This is a genomic window from Haladaptatus sp. R4 (assembly GCF_001625445.1).
Taxonomy (GTDB): Archaea; Halobacteriota; Halobacteria; order Halobacteriales; family Haladaptataceae; genus Haladaptatus.
Map to the genome: position 1 here is coordinate 69,084 of NZ_LWHG01000001.1, position 22,652 is coordinate 91,735.

Sequence of the window (22,652 nt, forward strand, 5' to 3'; positions counted from 1 at the left end):
CGGTGTATCGAGAGATAGCGGCGTTCGCGCTTGTCGCCCCTCACATCGACAAAATAGTTATGTAGAACCGTCAAAGATATAGTTAGTAGCCCTTCGAGCAATGTCAACACATTCTAATACATCTTCAAATCGAAAGCGGGTCATCAAACAACGACATCGAGAAGTCGCAAATGACCTCCTTCCGTACTACACTGCTCGACTCTACATCGGAGGGGACTGGGTCGACAGTACGTCCGGACAGACGCTCCAAACGCGCGATCCAACGACGGGAGACGTCCTCGCCGAAGTGCAAGCCGGGAACGAAGCCGACGTCGACGTGCGGTCGAAGCCGCCTGGGACGCGTACGACGATCATTGGTCCGCGTGTTCGCCAGCGGACCGCCAACGAACGCTGACCGAAATCGCGGATCGTATCGAGGCCCGAAAGGACGACTTTGCACGTCTCGAATCGCTCGATAACGGAAAACCGATCACGGAATCGCGCGACGATATCGAGTTGGTCGTCGATCATTTTCGATACTTCGCCGGTGCTGCTCGTCTCTCGGAAGGAAAAACGATTCCGACGGACGGTAGCAACCACGTTCAGACGATCAAAGAGCCCTACGGGGTAGTCGGACAAATCACACCGTGGAATTTCCCGCTGCTGATGGCCGCGTGGAAGTTAGCTCCGGCCCTCGCCGCCGGGAATACGGTGGTGTTAAAACCGGCTGAGCAGACCCCGTTGACGATAATCGAGTTCCTCCGGGAAACGGAGGGAGTCCTGCCGCCGGGTGTCGTCAACCTCGTTACTGGGTACGGTGCCGAAGCAGGCGCTCCCCTCGTGAGTCACGACGACGTTCGAAAAATCGCGTTTACGGGATCGACGGAAGTCGGTCACGGGGTGATGAAGAACACCGCCAACACGATTACCGACCTCACGTTGGAACTCGGCGGGAAGAGTCCCGTAATCGTGTTTCCGGATGCCGATATAGAAAGAGCGGTACGGATCACGACGAAGGCGCTGTTTTTCAACGCGGGAGAGTGCTGTTGTGCCGGAACCCGGTTACTGATCCACGAAGGAATCTACGACCGATTTCTTCCCGCATTCGTGGAGAACGTAGAGAATCTCACCGTCGGAGACCCGCTTCGTGAGGAAACGGAATTGGGCCCGAAAGTGTCGCAGGCGGAGTTGGAGCGAACGATGCGATACATCGTATGTGCACGGGAGGCCGATGCGGACGTTCTAACCGGCGGGGATGCTCCGAGCGATGACGCACTCGCTGATGGAAATTTCGTCGCACCGACCGTGATTTCGGGTCTCGATCACGAAAGCAGGGTCGCACAGGAGGAGATTTTCGGCCCTGTCGAGGCAGTGTTCCAGTGGTCTTCCTACGATACCATGATCGAATTGGCGAACGACACGCAGTTCGGTCTCGCTGCGGGAATCATCACGAGCGATCTGGATCGTGCCTATAAGACGGCACGCGATATCGAAGCGGGTAATATCTGGGTGAACACCTACAACGAATTTCAAGCCGGACAGCCGTTCGGGGGCTACAAGCAATCTGGAACCGGTCGTGAGACTGCGTTTGAAACCCTCGATGAGTATACCCAAACCAAGAGCATCAACGTCGGGTTCGAGTGAAAACTCTCGGTGATCAGTTCCTTTCTTTCAAGTGTGACGACGCGGGTTCGCGCAGTACGCGAACCGGTGGTGTATCGATATTACGAGGTCCTTTTGCTTATCGGAGGTGCCGAAGCAACTCTTCGGTTACTTCCTCGCGTTCGTGATGCACCCAATGAGACGTGTCAGGGAACACCCGTAGCCGACCGTTTTCACAGTACTCGACACTCTTTTGAGCCATCGAAGGGAGGAGTGCGATGTCGTCTTCGCCCCAACAGATCAGCGTCGGCTGTGTAACGGTGTCGCGTGATGGGCGTTCCGAACGACGGAACCCACGGTACCAGTTTACCCGTGGAGCAACGCCGGTGTGTCGCCACGCCGCCCGGTAGTGACGGATCGTTTCTTCGTCGAACGTCCCCGGCTTCGAAGTTATCGTGAGCGAATCGACCATGTTGTCCATCTCGTTCCGACTCAGCATCCACTCGGGGAGTTTCGGTACCTGATAGAACCAAACGTACCAACTCCGGACGATCTGCTGGGGGCTAGATCGGAGGACGTTTCGATACACCGTCGGATGTGGGACGTTCATGATCCCGAGTCGATCGACGATTGACGGCTCACGGAGTGCTACGTTCCAGGCGACGAACGCGCCGAAGTCGTGTCCGACGATGTGCGCCGACTCCCGGCCCTCGCTGCGGATTAATTCGCAGACATCGGACGACAGTTCCGATTGCCGATAGGCATCGATTCCGTTCGGCGCCTCACTCAGATTGCACCCCCGCTGGTCCGGTACGACCACGCGGAAACCGGCTTCGACGAGCGAATCGATCTGGTTGCGCCAGCCGTACCAGAAGTCGGGATGCCCGTGCAGTAGGACGACCAGCGGGGCCTCTGGGTCGCCCGCGGTCACGACGTGTAACCGGACGCCGTTGACGGTGCGATAGGTCGATTCGATATCGTGATCGGCGAGCAACGATGCATCAGTGGTCGGGTGTGTTTTCGTCTCCATCATCAGTTTTGGCTCGAATTACAACCGGGTTCAGTAGTTGAGGGCAGTTCCGAGGATTCAACCGGGGATACGTGAGAACAAACTCCGTGACCGAATATCGCTGCTGCCGCAGTCGGAGGGCTGTTTATAAACCTCGCCAGTGAGCTTCAGAGACGACCTTCGCAAAAAAGGGTCTCAAACGAAGTACCGGATGGATCCAGTACACGAGTAGAGACCCATTCGACGCAACGTCAGCGAACGATTTCGTTAAACACGCGCTCTTCGACTTTTCGAAGGTGTTCGCTCGCCGTCGTCGGACCGATTCCGACAACTTCGGCGATGTCCGCAAGTGTCGCTTGGCGAGGAACGTTGTAATATCCCAGATCGACCGCTACCTCTAGCACTTCCTCCTGTCGGGGCGTGAACATCCTGCTGAACGATGACTCGTCGGGGTGATACTCGCCCATCTCAAGGATTTCGAACGAGAGCGCATCTCCTTCGTCGACATCGTCGAACAACTGCTGAAACGTCTCGTCGGTCCCCAAGCACGTCATCTTGAGGGCACCGGTGGCAGTGAAACGGATCGGCGTGTCGATCACCAAGTGTGAATCCCGTTGTAATTCCAGCGCCCGACGAGTCCTCTCCGTCGGTTCGAATCGACTCACGGCTACCCACCGTTCGTCCCCGGAGGTGAGATAATCGGCGACATGCGGGGAATCCTCCATAATTTGCTTGTAGCGTTCCTGATCGCCGCTCGCCTCGGCAAACAACAGCACGGTATCGTCGGCGAGAAGTTCGACGTGATGAACGGCCCTCCGCTCGATAGACGGTTCGTTCGTCAACTGCTTCCCAAGCGGATGGAATGCACTCCCTCCGTTTGGCTCGACCAGAACCCTAAGATAACGCATACGATGAGTTGGCGGGCGGGAGCTTAAAATCGTGGATGATCTACATTTCGAGACCGAATCGATTAGAACGGATGTGCGTCGTTTCGGGAATTGCGCCCGTAGAACGCACGTTTCGGTCCGTCCGGATTCGTACTCGTGTCCCATCGTTCGTTAGTCCAGTCACAGCGTAGGGTCCGAGACGTACTCTCGTCGGTGGTGGACGAGTAGAAATACCGTCAACGCTAAATACCAACCGAACGTTCGGTCGGTCGATGAGCGAAAAATCGAACGAGGTCCAATTGGAACGACCACCGGCGACGCTCAGCACCGAGGACGCCCGACTCGAACCGTCCGAGTGGTACCAAGAGATGCGCGACGAGACACCGGTTCGTTTCGACCCGGACCGCGGTGTGTGGGACGTGTTCAGATACGACGACGTACGGTACGTCCTGAAGCAATACGACCTGTTTTCGTCGAACCCGATGGGGAGTCGATCCGAGGACGATGTCGAACGTGACCAGTCCACCAGTTCGCCGGAAACCATGAGCGAATCGGAGCGTGGTGCGTTCGCCGAAATGTTGATTTCGACCGATCCGCCGAAGCACGAACGAATCCGGTCGGTCGTCAACGAACACTTTCAGGCCGACGCGATACGGTCGTATCGTCCACGAGTCGAAGCCATCGCGGACGAACTCGTCTCCGACCTCGAACTGGGGCGAATCGACCTCGTCGAATCGTTCTCCTATCCGTTCCCCGTCGATGTCATCGCGGGCGTGTTGGGCGTTCCACGCGAGGACCGGGCGACGTTCAAACAGTGGTCCGATACGATCACGGGTGCGGCGGACGCATCGATGGACGGCGGGTTGACCCGAGAGGAGGCCGTGATGCGGATGAGCGACTACTTTCAAACGCTTCTCGTGGACCGACGCGAAAATCCGCGAGACGACCTGTTGACCGTCATCGCAACCGCAGGGTCGGAGGAATCCGGGCTGAGCCACCCCGAAATGATCTCCCTGTGCATCCTCCTCCTGATCGCGGGGAACGTTACCACGACGAACCTCCTGACGAACGCCATCTGGTGTTTCCACGAACACGGCCTATTGGACGACGTTCAGAACGGGGAGATTCCACTCGATTCGGCCATCGAAGAGGTGCTTCGCTACCGCTCGCCGGTCCAACGACAAGAACGTGTCGCACTGCAGGACGTCGAACTCGGAGGGAAGACCATCGAGGAAGGCGATTACGTCGTCGCGTGGATCGGTGCCGCGAATCGCGACGAACGGAAATTCGACTCGCCGGAGACGTTCGATCCCACCCGACGGCCGAACAGTCATCTCGCGTTCGGGCAAGGAATCCACTACTGTCTCGGTGCACCGCTCGCGCGCCTCGAAGCGGAGGTCGGGTTTAGGACTCTGTTCGACCGATTCGATATCGCTGACGTCGATACGACCGATCTCTGCCCGTTGGGGTCGGTTGAGATTTACGGTTCGAAGCGGCTTCCGGTGACGCTCGAATAGCGCCGTCCGGTCGAAGGCCAATCGCTCTTTTGTGGCCCCAATTCACTCGACCAACGACTGGTCGATGAGCCGATAGGCGTCCTCGCGGACGGATTCGAGGTCCGCATCGTCCGTCGTCATCCGTCTGAAAAATCCGCCGAGCGCGAGCGTGTATACTGTCTTCGCTGTCCGCTCCGGATCCACTTCGCGGATAGTCCCCTCCTCGACCGCTTCCGCGATGTCCGAGGCGAGCTGATCCTCGAACATCTGATCGATCCGACCGATACGGTCCCGGTACTCCGTGTCGTGTACCGCTTGTGCTCGAATGTCGATGAGCGCCGTGAGCGGGTCCTCCCGCTCTGAGTCGATGCCGGGACCCTCCTCGTTATCCTCGGTGATTTTGGGTGGGAGTCGTCCGACCAACAGTCGGTCAACGAGCACGCGAATTCGATCCAGCGGATCCGTGATATCCAATCGAATCGCTCGCTCGTCGATTTGTGACAGCATCGATTCGAGAAAGGCCAGCATGAGGTCCTCCTTATTTTCGAAGTGATGATAGATCGTCGCCTTACTCACGTCGGCCTCGTCGGCGATTCGTTGTATCGAGAGACCGCTGTAACCGTCCTCTCGGAGCGCGTAATAGACCGCTTGTAGGATACGTTCGCGCCCGTTCGTCGGCTCTTCGTCGTTCCAGAAATCGATTGCCATGCGTTTCTACCGAACGTTCGGTTGGAGTTTGTATCAGTGTATCGGTCATCGACGAGCCAACCGAACGTTCGTTCGGGAAAATCACAACGCATAAATACTAACCGAACGTTCGGTTGGCCGATGGAAACGACGAAATCGTCCCCCTATCCGGGGACCCGTTGCGGTAACATGGGAGGAACGAAACCATGAGCGAACCCGAAAACGCGGCCGGGATAACGGATTGGGCTAAAAACTCGCGCTCGTCGGGTTGGCCCTCTCGATGTTGCTCGGGTCGATCGACCAAACTATCGTCGCCACCTCACTTCCGTCGATATCGACCGACCTCGGCTCGCTCGACCAACTGTTCTGGGTCTGACCGCGTACCTCGTCACGTCAACGGCGGTCACACCCCTGTACGGAAAGCTCTCGGACATCTACGGCCGTCGTCGACTCATGCAAACGGCGATACTAATCTTCCTCGCCGGGTCCATACTGTCCGGGTTCTCACAGTCGATGCTCCAACTCGCGCTGTTCCGCGGGCTTCAGGGAGTCGGCGGTGGGGGACTCATGGCGATGGCGATAGCGGGTATCGGCGACATCTTCACCCCCCGCGAGCGCGGCAAGTACGTGAGTTACCTCCAACTCGTCAACGGTGCCGCGCTCATTGGCGGCCCATTGCTCGGCGGCTATCTCACCGACCAGTTCACGTGGCGGTGGATTTTCTACATCAACCTCCCCCTCGGAGTCCTCGCGTTGGTGTTCGTCCAACTAGCGTTCGACGTCCCCGTCCCGGACGAAAGCCATCGGATCGACTACGAGGGTGCCACACTCATCGTCATCGCCGTCTCCGCGCTCGTCGCGTTCACGTCGTGGGGCGGCGACCGGTACGCGTGGGGGTCGTGGCAAATCATCGGCCTCGTGGCCGTCACCATCGTCGGAACTGCCCTGTTCATTCTCCAAGAACGCCGCGTCGAGGAACCCCTGATTTCGCTCGAACTATTCCGTAACCGGACGGTTCTGTTGGTCTCCATCCTCGCCGTGCTCATCGGCGGGGCACTGATGGGGGTCGTGAACTACATCCCGGTGTTCATGCGGACGGTTCTCGGCAAGGGCGGAACGAATACCGGACTTCTCCTCATGCCGCTCTTCGTCGGGTTCATCGTTAGCTCCATTATCGGCGGCCAACTGATGAGCCGAATCGGCCGGTACAAGTTCATCACCATCGGCGGGTTGGTTATCAGTTCCATCGGATGCTACCTGCTCTCGACCATGGGCGCAGACGTTTCCTCGCTTCAGACCACGCTGTACATGTTCGTCACCGGTATGATGGGGATGACGCTGCCGACCCTTTCGACCGCAATTCAGAACGCAGTGAGCGGCGACGACATCGGCGAAGTGAGTTCGCTGTACAGCTTCGGACGGAACCTCGGCGGCGCGCTCGGCGTCTCCGCGTTCGGTATCGTCTTCGACCGCCAACTGACGAACGAACTGAAGGACGTGCTTCCGAAGGGTGTCGATGCAAGCACGGTTTCACAGAGCCCGGAAGCGATTCACCAGCTTTCGCCACAGCTTCAAGGACAGGTCATGCAGGCACTCGTGGACGCCTTTCACGTCGTCTTCCTCGTCGGCGTCGCGGTCCTCGGTGCCGGACTCGTCTTCTCGTTCGCACTGCCAAATGACGAACTGAAAGAGCAGTCCGGTGCCGAGATGCGCGCCGCAGCGGACGGCGGTGGTGTCGAGGACGCCGACGGGAAGTAGCGACAACTCCCTCCTCCCTTCGTAGTCGAATTTCACAACCGCTCGACGGTGCCGTTTTTCCCATCGACGCGAATCCGGTCGCCGGTGTGAATCTCCGCCGTCGCGTTCGTGACGGAGGCGACCGCCGGAATTCCGTACTCCCGAGCGACGAGCGCGCCGTGCGTCATCCGTCCGCCGACTTCCATGACGAGTCCCGCCGCGTTCAGGAAGAGCGGCGTCCAACCCGGGTCGGTGGACGGCGCGACGAGGATTTCGCCCGGTTCGAGGCTTCCCTCGGATGGGTCGCGGACGACGCGGGCCGTCCCTTCGACTACGCCCGCGGAGACGGCCGTTCCGACGAGCGTCCCCTCGGTGACATTCCGATTTCGCGCGGCCGTCGGCTGTTCGCCCTCGTTGGTCAGCAACGGCGGTGCTGTCATCGTCGTGTATCGTTCGTGGGTCCGTCGCCGCGATTCGACGTCCACGTCGAGCGGGACGCCGTCCAACATGGCGAGGAGTTCGTGGCGTCGAAGGAACCAGACGTCGTTCGGGCGTTCGAGGCTCCCGCATTCCGCCAGCGTCTCCCCCGCCTCCGAACAAATCTCGTGAACCGCGGCGAACACGCGGGCCATCCCGTGTTTCGGGAACTCTCGGAACGGCATCGCCTTCCGGTAGCTTCGAATCAGGTGACGGACGGCGAGTTTTCGAAGTGGCCCCAGTGGTCCGTGGTTCGCTCGTGCTTCCAGTCGGCGTTGGGCGGTCGCCGCGCGACGTTGCAGTTCCGCCAGATGTTCCCGACTTCCGCGTTCCTCGCCGACGTTGTTCCGAATCGTCGAGAGGAGCACCGACGGGTCGTCGCGCCACCGCGGCCGACGCAGGTCGATTTCACCCGTTGCCCGGTGGCCGAATCGGTCGATAAACGAATCGAACGTCTCCACGAACTCCTCGCCTCCTCGGAGGGTTTCGATTTCGTCCAGCGACGCGCCCGAATCGAGCGCCGTCTTCACCTCCGAGGCGTTCCCGGCGAGCGTCGCCAACTCCCCGAGTTCGACGTTCATTCGCGTGACGACTTCGTCCTCGAATCCCTTTCCGATGGCGTCCAGTTCGTCCGTGGCGTCGGGGAAGGTTCTCCCGAGCAACCGTCCCGCGAGGACGCCCGGAAGGGCGGCCGCCCCTTTCGGTGCGATATACCTCAGGAAGGCGACGATATCGACCTCCTCGAAGGTCGCTCGAACCCGTCCGTCCGTCGTTTGCGGCGAGCGGAGTTCGCTCGCCCGTTCCGTTCCCCACGAATCGCTCCACGTCCACAGTTCGTCGAGGTCTGGAACGCCGAACACGAGCGAGTGCACGAACTCGGACAGCGCTTGCGACACGATGGGGCGAAGCGACGGTTTCCCACGTCGAATCGCTCGGAGTATTCTCACCCATCCCGCTCCGACGCCGCGTTCCGGAATGTCGTCCTCCCGCTTCCGTAGAACCTCCCGGAGGCCGTCGGACGCCGGTTCGCTGAGGAACGACAACGCGTCGGGTATCCGCCCGCGGAGCGGCGCGAGTCGAACGAGCGGCGTCAAATCGACGTACACCCGATTTCCGGCCTCGGCGGAGAGACCGCCCGCTTCAGGTGGTCGAAAGCGTTCGACCCCGCCGTCGATGAACGACCGCCAGAAATCGACGACGAGCGGCGGGAGCGCCTCCGGCATGGCCTGCTGGTGTCCGAAACTCATGTAGACGTGGAGCAGGTCGTCCTCAGGTTGAGGCGAGACGAGCGGAAACAGGGACGTGATGGGACGGGACTGGAGGACGAACAACTCGCCGTCTCGGAACGCCCACTCGATGTCCTGCGGACCGCCGAACAGTTCCTCGATTTTCTCTCCCTTTTCCACGAGTCGATGAACTTGTTCCGGCGAGAGTGCGCGTCGTCCTCGGGAGTCGTCGGAAACGGTCTCCCGTTCGATGCCGCCTTCGTTTCCGGACCGCACCCGAACCGACTTCTCGCCGATGTCGTACGACAGGACGGTGCCATCGCTCCGGTCGGCGCGAATCGTGTCGGCGGACACCTCCCCGGCGACGATGGATTCGCCGAGACCGTAGTTCGCTTCGATGGAGGCGACGGTCCTGTTCTCGGTGATCGGGTCCGCAGTGAAGACGACCCCCGCCGTGTCCGCATCGACCATCGCTTGGACGACGACCGCCAGTGCGACGCCCGAACTCGGAACGTCGTTTCGAAGCCGATACGTCACCACTCTGTCGGTGTACAGGCTCGCCATGCAATCTCGAACCCTGTCGAGAACGGCCTCGGGGGAGACGTTGAGATAGGTCTCGTGCTGACCGGCGAACGACGCGGTCGGGAGGTCTTCCGCGGTCGCACTCGACCGAACGGACACGGTCTCCACGTCGAGCTTCACCAGCGAATCGTCGAGGGCTTTTCGGACGTCGGTGGGGAACTCCGCTTCTCGAATCCGTTCCCGTATCGTCGCGCTCAACTCGGCGATACGGTCCGCGTCCGTCGGGTCGAGTTCGTCCACGGCTTCGATCGCTCGGCGAGTTTCCGGGGCGGTTACGAGGGATCGATACGCGTCCGTCGTCACGCAGAATCCCGCCGGGACGTCGATTCCCGCGTCCACGAGCCGTGCGAGGTTTGCACCCTTCCCCCCCGTTACGGAGGCGTCGATTGCGTCCCGTCGTCGAACGGGAGGGTGAACACTGCGCTGTCGGAATCCGCTTGTGAGTGGTCCATTGGTTTTCTCGTTCGTTGGATCGACAACGGACTCCGCGTCGAATCGCGCCTCGACGGACACCGTTATCGGACATCTGAGTGATTGTTGGCGTCATGAATTGTAAACCGTTCTCCCGTGTATAGTCGGCTAGTATATAAGTGATCGCGAATAGCGTCCCGTATGAAGTACGCTCGGCTCACCGGCACACCGGACCCGGAACGAACGCCGGAAATCTTCGATTTGCTCGCACGGTCGTCGTTCGTGGACGAAGCGCGCCTGTACGACTGGAACCTCTCCAACGACGCCGTCACCGCCCTGTTGGAAGTCGACGGTGAGCGTGAGCGATTTCGGGACGAAGCGGCCGACGTCCTCGGTATGCGGTCGGTCGATACGGCGCGGATTTCCGAGCGGAGATTTACGCTCCTCGCCGTGCTCGAACCCACCGTCGTTCCGCTGTTGCAGGGACTCGTCGGAACCATCTCGCGGGAGGGGTTGGTGGTCGCAAAGCCGCTACTCTACCGCGACGGACGGGTCCACGCTCGAATCGTAGGGAGCGCGGCCGTTCTTCAGCGTGCGGTCGACGAATTTCCGGCGGAAATCGCGCTCGAAATCAGCGCGATTGGGGAGTTCGATAGAAGCCGCGAAACGCCACTCTCCGGGCTCAGCGACCGACAACGGGAGGCGCTTCTGGCTGCGTTCGACCTCGGATACTACGAACAACCGCGGCGCGCGACACACGAGGACGTGGCCGCTCGCCTCGACTGTGCGCCGAACACGGCTTCGGAGCACCTCCAAAAAGCGGAAATAAAACTCGTTACTGCCGTTCTCCAGTCGGAGTTCGAACGCTGAGACGGTGGGAGTCCCGTCCGATTCGTGTTCGAACGGACGGCTTCTCCCAAAAATCCCGTTTCGCCGCCGTCTACTTCGACGGAAGTGGTCGGCGGCGAGAATGCCTACCGTAGTTTGGGGATATCCGTCGTAGCGGTATTATTCGAACAGTTCGACGGCCTGCTCGTAGCGGTCGGCGGGTTCCTCCCAATCGACGACTTCGAAGAAGTTGCCGATGAAGTCGCCGCGTCCGGACCGTAGTCGTAGTAGTAGGAGTGCTCCCACACGTCGAGTGCGAGAATCGGGTGGCTACCCCAGAGTGCGCCCTGGTCGTGTTTGTCCACGACGATGTTTCGTAGTTGGTTGCTGAACGAGTCGTAAACGAGGAGGGCCCAGCCACCCGCGGCGGACGCGGCGGCCTCGAACTCGCCCTTCCACGCATCGTAGGAACCGAAGTCCTCCTCGATGCGGTCGGCGAGCGTGCCCTCGGGCGCGTCGCCACCCTCGGGACTCATCGATTGCCAGAACAGGTCGTGCAGGACGTGTCCGCTGCCGTTGTGCGTGACGTTCCGGATGGCACCTGCGGACGACGAGAAGTCGTCGGATTCGCGGTTCTCCGCGAGCGTTTCCTCGGCGCTGTTCCAGCCGTTGACGTAGCCCTGATGATGGGTGTCGTGGTGCCACGTGAGCACCTGTTCGGAAATGTGCGGTTCGAGTGCGTCGTAGTCGTACGGGAGCGGTGGTAGTTCGTAATCGCTCATCTGTATCTCCATATCCGGGTACGTACAGTGGTAGTATGAGGATTTCCTGTAACGAATTCAAGTAGGATATCTGTCGATTGTGGCGACGGCGACGATATCGAAAGTACCGTTCCGAACCGGTCCGAAATAGAACATTCCTGTTGGCTGGCCAACGGGATTATGCACATCGGTAGCATACGGCATTCGATGAGTACCACAACTGTAGAGCGACGCGCTCAAGAACTCGATTCCGATGCACAGGCGCTTCTCGACACGCTGGTCGAGGAGGGTGCACCCGACTTGACTCAGCTCTCGCCCGAACAGGCCCGCGCACTGCTCGGTGGACTGTTCACCCCCGACGTCGAGCCGGAGTCGGTCGAATCGGTGGACGAACGAAAGATTCCGGCGTACGCCCGGGACATCCGCGTGCGAATCTACGACCCCGCTCCCGACGAGTCGCTTCCCGCGGCCGTCTACTTCCACGGCGGTGGCTGGGTCGCCGGTGACCTCGACACCCACGACGGCGTCGCGCGGTCGCTCGCGAACGAGGGGAACTGCGTCGTCGTCTCCGTGGACTACCGATGCGGCCCGGAACACCCTTTCCCGGGTGCCGTCGAGGACGCGTATCTCGCGACGAAATGGACCGCCGACAACGCCGACGAAATCGGAGCGGGCGAGGGGATAGCCGTCGTCGGTGAGAGCGCGGGCGGCAACTTGGCGACCGTCGTCGCACAGATGGCCGTCGAGAACGGAGTCGATGCGCCCGAAATCGAGCACCAGGTGTTGTTCTATCCCGTCACCGACCACTCCTTCGACACGAAATCGTACGAGGAGAACGCCGACGGCTACTTCCTGACCGCGAGAGGGATGGTGTGGTTCTGGAACCACTACCTCCGGGACGACATCGACGGTGCGAACCCGCGTGCATCTCCACTCCGCGCCACGGAACGGGTTCTCTCGGAACTGCCACCGACGACCATATTCACCTGCGGATACGGCCCGCTCCGCGACGAGGGGTACGCCTACGCCGAGGCGCTGTCCGACGCCGGCGTCTCCGTCGATCACACCAACTACGACGGCATGATTCACGACTTCGCCAACATGCGTCGCCTCGCCGACCCGTTTCCGGGCGTCGAAGCGGCGAAGGACGTCCGTCAGCGGGCCGGGAAAGCGCTCCGCGACGCGTTCGACTGAGACCACGGCGACCCCCGAAACGATTCGACGCGAATCAGCTGATTTCGGGGGCCACGTGACTCATCCCGTCGAACTCCTTATGATCCTCGCAACCCACTAGTGAGACGCTATCGCGGGAGATGGGGTCCTCCTTCAACCGCCACGAAACTGGCTGACGATCCCTGCGAAGGTCGTTCAAAATCATGATGCCAGTTTCATACGCGGATCGTCGTCGAATCGATTGGCGAGTACCATCCCGAACGCCACACCGCACGGAGTATCAACGACGGCGTTCGTCGGATGCGCGGTTTCACGGCGGTGAGTAGCCGTGGGAGAACGAGCATCGACGGTCAGCGAGCGTCAACTCCTTCGGGCGCTCACGCACGACGGATGCCCGGTTTGTGATCACCTCCGAAACCACGAGGCGGAGTTTCGATTCTGGTTCATCGCGGAGCGATACCACCAACGAGAACTGCTCGACGCGCTCACGAACTCGCTCGGCTTCTGTGTCGATCACGGTGAATCTCTCGCCGACTCCTCACGGAGCAGGTCGCCGATGACGTCCGCTCACGAAGTCGTCAGCCGACGAACCCTCTCACGGTTCGAAGCGGGTGAAATCGACCGGACGACGTGGTCGTCACTCGCGACCTGTCCAGCATGTGCTTCGTTCGAGCGCGCCGGGGACCGGACGGTGTCGTTTCTCGCACACGGACTCGAAACCAGCGCGGCGGAGTACGGCGACCCCGGTATCGCCTGCTTTCCCCACTTTCGCTCGCTGGCAGCGACGGTCTCGCCGTCGCTCTTTCACACCCTCCTGCCCGTTCAGCGGCGACAGTTCCACGACGTTCGCGAGACGGTTCGCTCGATGCGGGAAAATCCGACGACGGCGACCGATTCCAGCCTCCCCTCCGAACTCGAAACGGCGCTCCAACTCACGGTCGGCCACGACATCCACCCGTCCGCGCTTCCGCCCCCGGACGTGGACCCGAACGGGACTCGGGACCCCGTCGGTGACTTCACAGCCTTGCTCGATTCGGGGGATGGGTGTCCGGTCTGTCTCGAAGTCAGTCGCGCGTGGCAAACCTGGCTCGCGTGGTTGCTACACGCCGATTGCGACGGCGACCAACTACACGACGTGCTCCCGACGTGTCGCGAACACGTCTGGGGATGCGTCCGGTACGGCGATACAGACCTCGCGATGGCCATCGCCGACGCCGCGTCGGACCCGGTCGCCAGCAGACTCACCCGGGCGATGCGACTCCTCGATGATGACCCCGAGTCACGGGAGGACGTATCCGCCACACTTGCTCACGTGGACTCGTTGCGACGGTTCGTCCCTCGTCTGCGCGATGATGGGACGACGCGAGCGCGTGAAGCGATACGGCGGCCGATTCGGTGTCCGGTCTGTGACCGCATGGAGACGGCACGGGACCGTGCCGTCGAACTGCTCCTCGCGTTGCTCGAACAGCCCCGATTTCGGCGAGCCTTCGAGGACGGCTACGGACTGTGCCTGAACCACTGTAGTTACGCGCTCGCACGGAATCCGGCCCCCGAAAGTGCGGCGTTGCTCCGGTCGGACGAAGCGGCGAAAGTGGCCCGTCTCCAGTGGGAGCTTCGGGAGGCACAACGCAAGCAAGCGTGGGATGTGCGCCCGGAAAGAAAGGGTACCGAACAGCGTGCGTGGCTTCGCGCAATCGCGCGGTTTTCGGGCAGATATACGCCGTTACCCCCGGACGACGCTCCGAACGGTGAACGGTGAGTTCACTCGGGACCGCGATGCCATCATCGATAGCATGTGTGTTTATTACGTCACTTGATCCAGCGTTTGGCTCGCCAGGATAATAGCGTTCATACAACTGGGGAAACGATGTACCCATATGCCAGAATCGACCTACGTCATCGGTCACCAACAGCCAGACACCGACACGATCTGCTCTGCACTCGCCTACGCAGGGTTGAAACAGGCACAAGGAACGGACGCGATAGCCGCACGCGCCGGTGAACTGAACCCCGAAACCCAGTTCGTCCTAGAACGCTGGGACGTCGAGAGTCCGACCCTCCTCGAAGACGCGGAGGGGGAGCAATTGATCCTCGTCGATCACAACGAGTACAGTCAGACCGTCTCCGGAGCGCGCGACGCTGAGGTCGTCGAAGTCGTGGACCACCATCGGATCGGCGACGTGAAAACCAGCGGTCCGATCTTCTTCCGAACGGAACCGGTCGGCTCCACCGCTACCATCCTCACGGAACTGTACGACGAGGCGGACGTGGAGATCGATTCCCAGACGGCCGGTCTCCTCCTCAGCGGACTGTTGAGCGACACCGTGGTTCTTCGATCCCCGACGACGACCGAGCGGGATCGGGTCGTCGCCGACCGACTCGCGGACATCGCGGGCGTGGATTACGAGGAGTACGGAAAGGAACTGCTCCAGCGGAAGAGCCAACTCGGCGAGAAAAGCCCACGCGAGATGGTGGTGGGCGACTTCAAGGAGTTCGAGTTCGGCTCGGAACTGGTCGGTATCGGACAGGTCGAAACGGTCGAACCGGACGTGGTGCTGGAACAGCGCGAGGAAGTGCTCGCCGCGATGGACGACGTGACCGCGGAGCGGGAGTACACCGTGTTCCTATTGCTCGTCACGGACCTTCTGGAGGAGGACTCCACAGCGCTGATCGCCGGAGACGATGTGGACACCGTCGAAGCGGGACTGGACGCGACGTTCTCGGACCGCGAAGCGTTCCTGCCCGGCGTGATGTCCCGCAAAAAGCAGGTCGTCCCGCCGCTCGAAGACGCGTTCAACTGATTCGTCGGTAGGGGGTTTCGACACCCCTCGTTCATTATTTCGTGAATCTCCGCGTTGCCACGCCGATCAGCGTTCGCTCCCGTCGAGCACGTCGCTGATACGGTCCGGTTGGAACGCCTCATCCGGCATCGCGTCGAACCACGCGGCGTCCTCGATCGTTTCCCCCTCGATCCCGAGTTCGTCGGCGACGGTTCCATCGTCGGCCGCGGTTGCGCGGTAGAACACGGTGTACTCCCCGTCGTATCGTTCCCCTTCGTGTTCGTACTCTCCCCAGAGTACCAACCACGGACGATCGAGTTCGATTTGGACGCCGGTTTCCTCTTCGACTTCCCGCACGGCGGCGTCCTCCCACTCCTCGTCGGGTTCGACCCCGCCGCCCGGGAAACCGTAGCCGTCCATCCATCCGTTGTGAACCTGGAGCAGTTCTCCGTCACCGTTCGTGACTGCAACGGCGACGCCGCCGCGGAGTCGGTTCCTCGATTCGACGATTGCCAACTCGTCGGCATCCACCGCTCGGAGTTCGGTCTCGAACCGGACTCCGTCGGCTTCGAGGAGTCGTTCGATGTATTCGTCCATGTTTCACGAGATCTGTCGGTCAGTATGAACGCTTTGTGTACGACGGTCCCGATGAGCATCGGACGAATCGTTCATTAACTCAATCACGTTTCAGCTGATAGTTCACCGATCCATTTAACGGAACGGAGAACCAGAGTAACACGAACACAGATGGTCCTCGATTCCTTCACGACCCTCGCCGTGGCGCTGGCGGTCGTCGTGGGTCTCGCGTTCACGTACTTCGGCTACTCCTTCGTGACGCAACTCACGTCGCTCGTCGGCGGCCTCGGCGGTGCCCTGTTCGGTAGTTTCGCCGCACGAACGCTCGCCCCCGGATTCGGCGTCGCTCCACACGACATGTTGCTCGTTTCGCTGGTCGGCGTCCTCATCGGCGGGTACATCGGTAGTCGTTTGGCCCGCTCCGCACAGCGGTTCGCCATCGTCGGCGTCTGCGTTATCGCCGCCGCGTCGGTCGCCTACTCGTCGTTCAACGGCAGTGGTGAACTGGGTGGTCTCTCGGTTCCGCTGCTTACCGGAGCAGTCGACCCGGTCCTCGGATCGCTGTTCGTCGCCGCCGTCGTGGGTATCCTCGTCTGGCAGTTCTACCTCCCGTTCCTGACGGTCGTGACGAGTCTCCTCGGCGCGACAATCCTCCAGGAACTCGCTCGCCAGTGGGGCGACGTCCTGCCCGTCTTCCACGCCGACGTGTGGACGACGCTCGGGTCCAACGAAGTGCTCTGGTTGCTCCTCGTCGGGTCGGGCATCCTGATCCAGTATCGGCGCTATCGTAAGGTGGGATCCTACCGCCGTCTCCGTCGACTTTCACCCGGTCGAATCCGCTGAAGTCTGTCGATCCGGGTTTGGTTCCGGTGCCTTCTGACCAAATATTATCACATTATTTGCGGATTTTCACCACAAAGCTTTCACCGAGGGTTGTGGAAGAGAGTATCGAACTCACATGTCCATCTGGCTGGTCTCATACAAGTTCCGAGATGGAAGTGTGGTCCGCCGTACCCTCGACGCCCAGTCGATCAACGAGGCGTACGACGTATCTGCCCTCCCAGAGACGCTCGGCGACCGAGTCCTCGATTCGATAGATATCGAGGAACGGGAGTCGTCGAACGTTCTCGGAACATCGATCCGATTCGGTAGCGAGGAAGAGTGTACGCAACCAACGCCCCAGAAGACGGTGGCCGAACCCGCCGGGCAGACACGAACAATCGCCCAGCGGGATACCTCGTGAACCCGTTCAATCGGCCGATTCGGCGAAGAACTCCTTGACGACCGTCTCCTCCGCACGGTGAAGCACGACGCTCGCCGTCGATTTGCTCACGTCCAGCGCGGCGGCGAGGTCGGTGAGCGAACAGTCACGTGGGGTGTCATAGTACCCCTGTTCGAGCGCTTCGGCCATGAACCGCCGTTGCCGGTCCGTCAGCAGGTCAGTCGGGTCCGTCGATTGTATGACCGAGACGACTTCGAAGGCAAAGCCGGTGGCTTCCAACTCGTCCCTGAAGTCCGACAGCCGACCCTGTGTCGTCGTCAAGTCCGTGAGTATCCACCCGTCCTGCACGAGGAGCGGGAACTGCGGTAGGTTTCCCGACGAAAAGACCGCACGGAGCGGCGGCGGGACGAACGGCAGGAGGTACTGAATCAGCGCCGTGTGCTCGTCGGCGTGGAGCACCTCGTAGGACATGGGACTTCGTTCGAAGAGGTCGACGACGGCGTCCGGGTTCGTCATCGTCGCCTCCAAAATCACGTACAACCCTTCCTCCGTCGGGTAGTTACTCAGGATTCGGAACTCGTCGTCAGGGTGGTCGGCCGTGAACCCGAACAGGTCGAACGGCCGGGTTCCGGGCGGTTTGAACTTCACGCGGGCTTTGGGCATGGTTTGGTCTCGTCTGCTGTCTACTGCTGAGTTGGTCGTCCTCACACATAGCTGAGTTAGTCGTCCCCGCCAGACGCGCGTTTGGCGATTGCGAAATCGAGCAGGATCTGCATGACGAAGACTATGACGGCGATGATGACGATGTCGAGCCAACTGTACGCGGAGTTGGCGACGTAATCGTACGCGAGGATACCGACGACGACCGCCAGAACGGAGGAAATTCGGCTCTGAAATGATTTTCCCATGATGTCCATGGCGGTGATGTTGTCTGAATTACAATAAAATCCCCTATCGAGTGCGCACCGGATGAAAGTACGACTGTCCCGACGGGGAGCGCCGAGACTTCGTCGAAACGTGGTTTCATACTCGAAGCGAGGACGAGCACTCCCATCCCATTTCACTCGAACATGTTCGTGGACGACGAACGACTCTCCTCGAATCGCTACCGAGCGACTGGCGTTCCGAAGGAGTAGTCAATTCCGACGGAACTTATTCCCCACCGAAATCCACGTCCCTGAACGCTTTCAGCACGACCTTGCTCAACGCCGGGTGGATGTGAATCGTTCCGGTCACGTCGTCCACGGTTCCCGAACCGCTCGCCAACGCGAGGAGGACTTCGTGAATCAGCGTCGAGGCGTCCGGCCCGACGATGTGACAGCCCAGAATCTCCCCGTCCGGCGCGGCGAGTACCTTGACGAAGCCGTCCCGGTCCCTGAGCGCGTTCCCCATCACCGTATCGCGGTAGGCACACCGCCCGACGGCGTACTCTTGTCCAGCCTCATCCAACTCCTCCTCCGTTTTCCCCGTACCCGCAACTTGCGGCGAGGTGAAGATGGCGTGACCGATGCCAGCGTAATCGACCGCTTCGCCTTTTCCATCGAGGGCGTTTTTGACGACGTACTTGGCCTCGTGGTCGGCGGCGTGTTTGAAGTGGTAGGGTCGGATGCAGTCTCCATGCGCCCAGACGTTTTCGGCGCTCGTCTCAAGGTACTCGTCCGTCTCGACGTAGCCGCGGTCGTCGAGGTCGATACCGGCCTTCTCGGGGGCGAGACGGTCCGTGTTCGGACGGCGGCCTGTCGCCACGAGCAACTCGTCGGCGGTGACCGCGATGGGTTCCCCGTCGTCCGACGTCGCGGTGACCGTCACCCGTCCGTCCGCCTGCGTGACCGCTGTCGCCTCGTAGCCGACGTGAACCGTGTGGCGACGGCGGGCGATTTCGGTGAACGTCTCCGCCACCTCGCGGTCTTCGGACGGAACGAGCACGTCGCTCCGACCGATGATGGTGACGGCCGTGCCGAGGGCTTCGTAGAAGTATCCGAGTTCGGCGGCGATGTAACCGCCGCCGATGACGACCAGTCGGTCGGGCCGCCTGTCGAGACGGAGTGCGTCCGTACTCGTGAGGTAATCCACGTCGTCCAGTCCGTCGATGGGTGGAATCGCGGGACGCGCTCCCACGGCGACCACGACTTTCTCCCCCCGGATTTCCTCGTCGCCGACGCGGAGGGTCCGCTCGCCGACGAATTTGGCCTCGTCCCGATACAGCGTGATGGTCTCGCGCTCCTCGATTGCGCGTCTCAACTCGTCCGATTTTCCGTCGATCATCTCCGTCACTTCGTGGACGATTCGTGGGAAGTCGATACGGTCGAGGTCGGCGTCGATACCGAACTCTCCGGCGTGTCTGACCGTCTCCGCCACGTCCGCGCGGTGGATAAGCGTCTTCGACGGGTTACAGCCACGATTGACACACGTCCCGCCGAGCGGGCCGCGTTCGATCAGTGCCACGCTTTCCCCCCGGTCCGCGGCGGCGAGCGCGACTTTGTTTCCGGTTCCCCCGCCGATGACGACGATGTCGTAGTCATCCATTTCGTTCACCTCGAACCTCTTACGGCGGGGGTAATCAAGAACTTCCGCACCGACGAAACGCTACAGAATCTTGTTCCCGCCGACGGTCACTGTCACCGAATCGACCGTTTTTCCGTCGTAATCGACGGCCGAGAGGGTGGATTTTCCGACCGGGACGAACACCGTTTTCGAGGTTTGTCCGCTCTGGACGGTACCGGTGTCGAACTCGCTCCCGCTCGAACTGATGACCGTGAGTTCCCGAACGCCGTACTCCGTCGTCGCCGCAGGGGTGAGACTCACGCTGGCGCTCACCCGACCACTGGCCCACGGTTCGCTGACCGAGACCTTCTCGAATATCTTCGATTCCTTCGACCCCGAAACGTGTGCTTTCGGGTCGAGCGTCACGCAACCGCTCGTCCCGACGAGTCCGGCCGCGGCGACGGCACCGAGGAACGTTCGACGTGAACGCCGATTTTTCGATTCGCCCGCGTCGTTCCCCGTCATCGCTGTGAATCCCTCAAGATGAGCGGCCCGATGGCCAGCGTCCGTTTTGCGACCGTGGCGATACGGAGGATGTAGGAGACCAGCAGCATGAACGGGATGAGCGACACCGTGAACGCCCCGGCGACGACCAACAGGATATCCGAAAATCCGAGGGTCGTGCCGGTGAACGTCCCGCTCCCGACGAAGGCGAGCATCGCTCCCGCAACGAACAGCGCCGGAATCGCGGCGTACAGGATTAACTGCGAGAGGTCGATGAGCGCCCACTGGAAGTAGAGCGTCTTGATGTGTTCGCGCGCCGGGCCGAACATCGACAGCGAGGTCTTCAACTGCTCGAACTTCCGGTGTTGGTCGTCCGAGAGGTCGTCCCCGTACTCGTCGCGCATCCGCTCGACGTGGAAGATCTTCCACGAATAGTTGAAGTTGAGCGCCGCGAACAGCACGTCGAAGGTACCGAACTTCGCGCCGTCGAGTTGCTCTTTGACCGTGTCGGCGTTCCCCGTGAGGCTGTCGATGAACTCGTCGAGTTCGTCGAGCAGGTCGTTGTTCCCGTCCTCGCTGACCGCGTCCCGAAGCTCGTTCGCCCGACGTTCGGTCGTGTCCAGTATCTCCTGAAGGAACTTCGACGGGTCCGAGGGCGTCGTGTGGCCGATCATCTCGCTGACGAAGCCTCGGAAGTCCATGGCGTCGCTCATCCGTCCCCGTTGATCGCCGAGCGGTCCGTTCTCCTGCGAGATGACCAACTGGGTGATGGTGACGACGAGCGTCGTCGCGGTGATGTTCGCGCCGAGCAGGGTCGAGAACATCGTCTCGATGGTGTCCGACGTCGCGATTGCGGATTTCAGCGGCGGATACAGAAACGTCCCGGCGAGGACGAAGGCGATAAAAAAGAGCACCGCCATCGACCCCGTGATGACGAGCCGTCGTGCTCCGAGGGCGAGCCAGAGTTTGATTCGACTCTCGCCCGCCCGCTCGCGCATCGTGTTGGCGGTGCTGATTTCGTTGTCGGTGTCGTCTTTCTCATTCATCTCCGTCGTCGTCACCCCTCCTCGCCGGTCGCTTGAAGACGAGATACTTCGTCCCCCCGCCGACGTACTCGATCGTCGTCACCAACTCCCAGCCGTCTTCACCGAGTTCGTTCAGGTCGTTGATGGGGTCGATGGATTCCTTCTTCGTACTCCCCCTCGGCGGCCTGATGGTGTGGTACTCCCACTCCCGTTCATTTCCGTGTCGCATTCACTCTCTATTACCCGGTCAAGTCGAACGAGAATCATTGTTGTGGCCCGGTCTCCTCGTCTCGTTTTCGGATTATTTCGACACAATTCTCGTCTTCCCCGTCTTCAGCGACCAGTTCGTACATCGAGGCCGTCGGGTCCTTGACGATGTAGCCGAGCAGGCTTCCGAACCCGTTGTGTTCGGGATGCAGACCGAGGCCGCTTCCCGCACCGACCAGTCCCGGCGGTTCCGTGTCGAGCGTCTCCCGCCACCAATCCCCATCGAAAAACAGGGTCGATATCTCCATGTGCTTCACGTCGTGTGTGAAACAGTAGCCCCCCGACACCAACAGCGGCCAGAGGTGTTCGAGGCAGGTCTCGGCCGATTCCCGCAGTCCGACGTCGAGAAAGACGAGCGCACACGGTTCCTCGAAGGAGGGCATCGAGCGGTCGAAGTAGCCGGGATGAAACCGGCAGACGGAGATGTCCCCGTAGCGTGCGATGTTCTCCTGTACCTCCTCTATCGGCGCGCCCCACGAGTCCTCGTCGTACGTGTGGACCTGCTCGGATTTGATCAGCGTGTGCTCCCGGTCGTTTTCGTTCGGTTCCGGCATTCCCTCGAAGGAGTCGAACACCTCCAGCGGTCGGTCACAGAGTCCGGCGACGAGCGAGAGGTTGGCCGTACTGCCACCTTTGTAACAGCCACACTCGATCAGACTCCCGTCCACGTCGGGCGGTATCGTCAGTACTTTCGTGGCGATGACGAGATGTTCCAGAAACGTCGAACCGGTCTGTATCTCGACGTTGTTCCGCGCCATCCTCGCGGCCAAGACGACTTTGTCCAAGAATCCGACCCCGTACTCCGCTCCGGTTTCGGGTCGAAAGTACTCGGCGAGGACGACCGGCATGCTCGCCACCAGGAGGGCGAATCGGTACAGTCGAGCGACCGATCCAACCACGCTTCGAACGTTTCGTTCCATATAACTCCCGTGTGTATCG

20 protein-coding genes, 2 pseudogenes and 1 riboswitch are annotated in these 22,652 nt (G+C 60.9%); of the genes and pseudogenes, 9 read left to right on the top strand and 13 right to left on the bottom strand.

The annotated features are described in order from the left end of the window. Positions 1 to 100: 100 nt before the first annotated feature. Positions 101 to 1,623 (top strand): annotated as a pseudogene (locus A4G99_RS00385) (aldehyde dehydrogenase family protein). Positions 1,624 to 1,720: 97 nt separating this feature from the next. On the opposite strand, the gene A4G99_RS00390 reads toward A4G99_RS00385, so the two are convergent. Together A4G99_RS00390 and A4G99_RS00395 are read right to left on the bottom strand one after the other, a co-directional pair. Beyond that, positions 1,721 to 2,614, bottom strand: coding sequence for an alpha/beta fold hydrolase (locus A4G99_RS00390; RefSeq protein WP_190303650.1), 894 nt, complete (start codon positions 2,612 to 2,614; stop codon positions 1,721 to 1,723). Between the two features lie 227 nt (positions 2,615 to 2,841). Then, positions 2,842 to 3,498 carry a helix-turn-helix domain-containing protein gene (locus A4G99_RS00395; protein ID WP_066137964.1) on the bottom strand — a complete coding sequence of 219 codons (657 nt, stop codon included), beginning with the start codon at positions 3,496 to 3,498 and terminating at the stop codon, positions 2,842 to 2,844. Positions 3,499 to 3,749: 251 nt separating this feature from the next. Here A4G99_RS00395 and A4G99_RS00400 point away from each other — a divergent pair, with 251 nt between their 5' ends. Further along, positions 3,750 to 4,994 (top strand): cytochrome P450, encoded by a 1,245-nt coding sequence (locus A4G99_RS00400; RefSeq protein ID WP_066137968.1) that lies wholly within the window; start codon positions 3,750 to 3,752, stop codon positions 4,992 to 4,994. A 42-nt stretch (positions 4,995 to 5,036) separates the two neighbouring features. Here A4G99_RS00400 and A4G99_RS00405 read toward each other — a convergent pair whose 3' ends face one another. After that, complete coding sequence (locus tag A4G99_RS00405) at positions 5,037 to 5,681, bottom strand: TetR/AcrR family transcriptional regulator (protein ID WP_066137971.1); 645 nt, start codon at positions 5,679 to 5,681, stop codon at positions 5,037 to 5,039. A 351-nt stretch (positions 5,682 to 6,032) separates the two neighbouring features. Here A4G99_RS00405 and A4G99_RS00410 point away from each other — a divergent pair, with 351 nt between their 5' ends. Next, the gene (locus A4G99_RS00410) at positions 6,033 to 7,418 is read left to right on the top strand and encodes an MFS transporter (RefSeq protein ID WP_223301524.1); all 1,386 of its coding nucleotides are present in this window, start codon (positions 6,033 to 6,035) and stop codon (positions 7,416 to 7,418) included. Between the two features lie 32 nt (positions 7,419 to 7,450). Here A4G99_RS00410 and A4G99_RS00415 read toward each other — a convergent pair whose 3' ends face one another. Beyond that, the gene (locus A4G99_RS00415) at positions 7,451 to 10,195 is read right to left on the bottom strand and encodes a PEP/pyruvate-binding domain-containing protein (RefSeq protein ID WP_082837640.1); all 2,745 of its coding nucleotides are present in this window, start codon (positions 10,193 to 10,195) and stop codon (positions 7,451 to 7,453) included. 99 nt (positions 10,196 to 10,294) lie between these two features. Here A4G99_RS00415 and A4G99_RS00420 point away from each other — a divergent pair, with 99 nt between their 5' ends. Beyond that, positions 10,295 to 10,963, top strand: a complete 669-nt coding sequence (locus A4G99_RS00420; RefSeq protein WP_066137975.1) for a helix-turn-helix domain-containing protein — start codon at positions 10,295 to 10,297, stop codon at positions 10,961 to 10,963. A 138-nt stretch (positions 10,964 to 11,101) separates the two neighbouring features. On the opposite strand, the pseudogene sod reads toward A4G99_RS00420, so the two are convergent. After that, positions 11,102 to 11,703, bottom strand: a pseudogene (gene sod, locus A4G99_RS00425) (superoxide dismutase). A 186-nt stretch (positions 11,704 to 11,889) separates the two neighbouring features. Here sod and A4G99_RS00430 point away from each other — a divergent pair. The 3 genes from A4G99_RS00430 to A4G99_RS00440 all read left to right on the top strand — a co-directional run bounded on the left by A4G99_RS00430 (position 11,890) and on the right by A4G99_RS00440 (position 15,656). Beyond that, complete coding sequence (locus A4G99_RS00430) at positions 11,890 to 12,876, top strand: alpha/beta hydrolase (protein ID WP_150122991.1); 987 nt, start codon at positions 11,890 to 11,892, stop codon at positions 12,874 to 12,876. 106 nt (positions 12,877 to 12,982) lie between these two features. Continuing rightward, positions 12,983 to 13,047, top strand: a riboswitch (Fluoride riboswitch). Positions 13,048 to 13,183: 136 nt separating this feature from the next. Further along, positions 13,184 to 14,614, top strand: a complete 1,431-nt coding sequence (locus A4G99_RS00435) for a hypothetical protein (protein WP_066137979.1) — start codon at positions 13,184 to 13,186, stop codon at positions 14,612 to 14,614. Positions 14,615 to 14,732: 118 nt separating this feature from the next. Further along, positions 14,733 to 15,656 (top strand): manganese-dependent inorganic pyrophosphatase, encoded by a 924-nt coding sequence (locus A4G99_RS00440; protein ID WP_066137982.1) that lies wholly within the window; start codon positions 14,733 to 14,735, stop codon positions 15,654 to 15,656. 66 nt (positions 15,657 to 15,722) lie between these two features. On the opposite strand, the gene A4G99_RS00445 is transcribed toward A4G99_RS00440, so the two are convergent. Beyond that, entirely contained in the window at positions 15,723 to 16,232 is a 510-nt protein-coding gene (locus A4G99_RS00445; protein WP_066137983.1) for an NUDIX hydrolase, read from the bottom strand. A gap of 150 nt (positions 16,233 to 16,382) precedes the next feature. Here A4G99_RS00445 and A4G99_RS00450 point away from each other — a divergent pair, with 150 nt between their 5' ends. Continuing rightward, a complete protein-coding gene (locus A4G99_RS00450; RefSeq protein ID WP_066137985.1) occupies positions 16,383 to 17,054 on the top strand; it encodes a hypothetical protein in 672 nt (223 codons plus the stop codon). Between the two features lie 157 nt (positions 17,055 to 17,211). Continuing rightward, positions 17,212 to 17,454 (top strand): hypothetical protein, encoded by a 243-nt coding sequence (locus A4G99_RS00455; protein ID WP_223301512.1) that lies wholly within the window; start codon positions 17,212 to 17,214, stop codon positions 17,452 to 17,454. Positions 17,455 to 17,460: 6 nt separating this feature from the next. Here the strand turns inward: A4G99_RS00455 and A4G99_RS00460 are convergent, their stop codons facing one another. From A4G99_RS00460 to A4G99_RS00490, 7 genes are all read right to left on the bottom strand, one after another. Next, positions 17,461 to 18,096: a helix-turn-helix domain-containing protein gene (locus A4G99_RS00460; RefSeq protein WP_066137990.1), complete on the bottom strand. Its 636-nt coding sequence runs from the start codon at positions 18,094 to 18,096 to the stop codon at positions 17,461 to 17,463. A 56-nt stretch (positions 18,097 to 18,152) separates the two neighbouring features. After that, a complete protein-coding gene (locus A4G99_RS00465; protein ID WP_150122992.1) occupies positions 18,153 to 18,341 on the bottom strand; it encodes a hypothetical protein in 189 nt (62 codons plus the stop codon). Between the two features lie 244 nt (positions 18,342 to 18,585). After that, positions 18,586 to 19,959, bottom strand: coding sequence for a dihydrolipoyl dehydrogenase (locus tag A4G99_RS00470; RefSeq protein ID WP_066137997.1), 1,374 nt, complete (start codon positions 19,957 to 19,959; stop codon positions 18,586 to 18,588). Between the two features lie 60 nt (positions 19,960 to 20,019). Continuing rightward, positions 20,020 to 20,442, bottom strand: a complete 423-nt coding sequence (locus A4G99_RS00475; RefSeq protein WP_066138000.1) for a twin-arginine translocation signal domain-containing protein — start codon at positions 20,440 to 20,442, stop codon at positions 20,020 to 20,022. Continuing rightward, positions 20,439 to 21,467, bottom strand: coding sequence for a hypothetical protein (locus tag A4G99_RS00480; RefSeq protein WP_066138140.1), 1,029 nt, complete (start codon positions 21,465 to 21,467; stop codon positions 20,439 to 20,441). The genes A4G99_RS00475 and A4G99_RS00480 overlap by 4 nt, the downstream gene beginning before the upstream one ends. Then, a complete protein-coding gene (locus A4G99_RS00485; RefSeq protein WP_066138001.1) occupies positions 21,460 to 21,675 on the bottom strand; it encodes a DUF4177 domain-containing protein in 216 nt (71 codons plus the stop codon). Before A4G99_RS00485 ends, A4G99_RS00480 begins: the two co-directional genes overlap by 8 nt. A gap of 34 nt (positions 21,676 to 21,709) precedes the next feature. Then, positions 21,710 to 22,633 (bottom strand): TylF/MycF/NovP-related O-methyltransferase, encoded by a 924-nt coding sequence (locus A4G99_RS00490; RefSeq protein ID WP_066138002.1) that lies wholly within the window; start codon positions 22,631 to 22,633, stop codon positions 21,710 to 21,712. Between the last annotated feature and the right edge of the window lie 19 nt (positions 22,634 to 22,652).

Excerpts from the sequence above, each read along its gene's own strand:
- A4G99_RS00390 (WP_190303650.1), bottom strand. The coding sequence starts at position 2,614 with ATGATGGAGACGAAAACACACCCGACCACTGATGCATCGTTGCTCGCC.
- A4G99_RS00395 (WP_066137964.1), bottom strand. The coding sequence starts at position 3,498 with ATGCGTTATCTTAGGGTTCTGGTCGAGCCAAACGGAGGGAGTGCATTC.
- A4G99_RS00400 (WP_066137968.1), top strand. The coding sequence starts at position 3,750 with ATGAGCGAAAAATCGAACGAGGTCCAATTGGAACGACCACCGGCGACG.
- A4G99_RS00405 (WP_066137971.1), bottom strand. The coding sequence starts at position 5,681 with ATGGCAATCGATTTCTGGAACGACGAAGAGCCGACGAACGGGCGCGAA.
- A4G99_RS00420 (WP_066137975.1), top strand. The coding sequence starts at position 10,295 with ATGAAGTACGCTCGGCTCACCGGCACACCGGACCCGGAACGAACGCCG.
- A4G99_RS00430 (WP_150122991.1), top strand. The coding sequence starts at position 11,890 with ATGAGTACCACAACTGTAGAGCGACGCGCTCAAGAACTCGATTCCGAT.
- A4G99_RS00440 (WP_066137982.1), top strand. The coding sequence starts at position 14,733 with ATGCCAGAATCGACCTACGTCATCGGTCACCAACAGCCAGACACCGAC.
- A4G99_RS00445 (WP_066137983.1), bottom strand. The coding sequence starts at position 16,232 with ATGGACGAATACATCGAACGACTCCTCGAAGCCGACGGAGTCCGGTTC.
- A4G99_RS00450 (WP_066137985.1), top strand. The coding sequence starts at position 16,383 with ATGGTCCTCGATTCCTTCACGACCCTCGCCGTGGCGCTGGCGGTCGTC.
- A4G99_RS00460 (WP_066137990.1), bottom strand. The coding sequence starts at position 18,096 with ATGCCCAAAGCCCGCGTGAAGTTCAAACCGCCCGGAACCCGGCCGTTC.
- A4G99_RS00465 (WP_150122992.1), bottom strand. The coding sequence starts at position 18,341 with ATGGGAAAATCATTTCAGAGCCGAATTTCCTCCGTTCTGGCGGTCGTC.
- A4G99_RS00470 (WP_066137997.1), bottom strand. The coding sequence starts at position 19,959 with ATGGATGACTACGACATCGTCGTCATCGGCGGGGGAACCGGAAACAAA.
- A4G99_RS00475 (WP_066138000.1), bottom strand. The coding sequence starts at position 20,442 with ATGACGGGGAACGACGCGGGCGAATCGAAAAATCGGCGTTCACGTCGA.
- A4G99_RS00480 (WP_066138140.1), bottom strand. The coding sequence starts at position 21,467 with ATGAATGAGAAAGACGACACCGACAACGAAATCAGCACCGCCAACACG.
- A4G99_RS00485 (WP_066138001.1), bottom strand. The coding sequence starts at position 21,675 with ATGCGACACGGAAATGAACGGGAGTGGGAGTACCACACCATCAGGCCG.
- A4G99_RS00490 (WP_066138002.1), bottom strand. The coding sequence starts at position 22,633 with ATGGAACGAAACGTTCGAAGCGTGGTTGGATCGGTCGCTCGACTGTAC.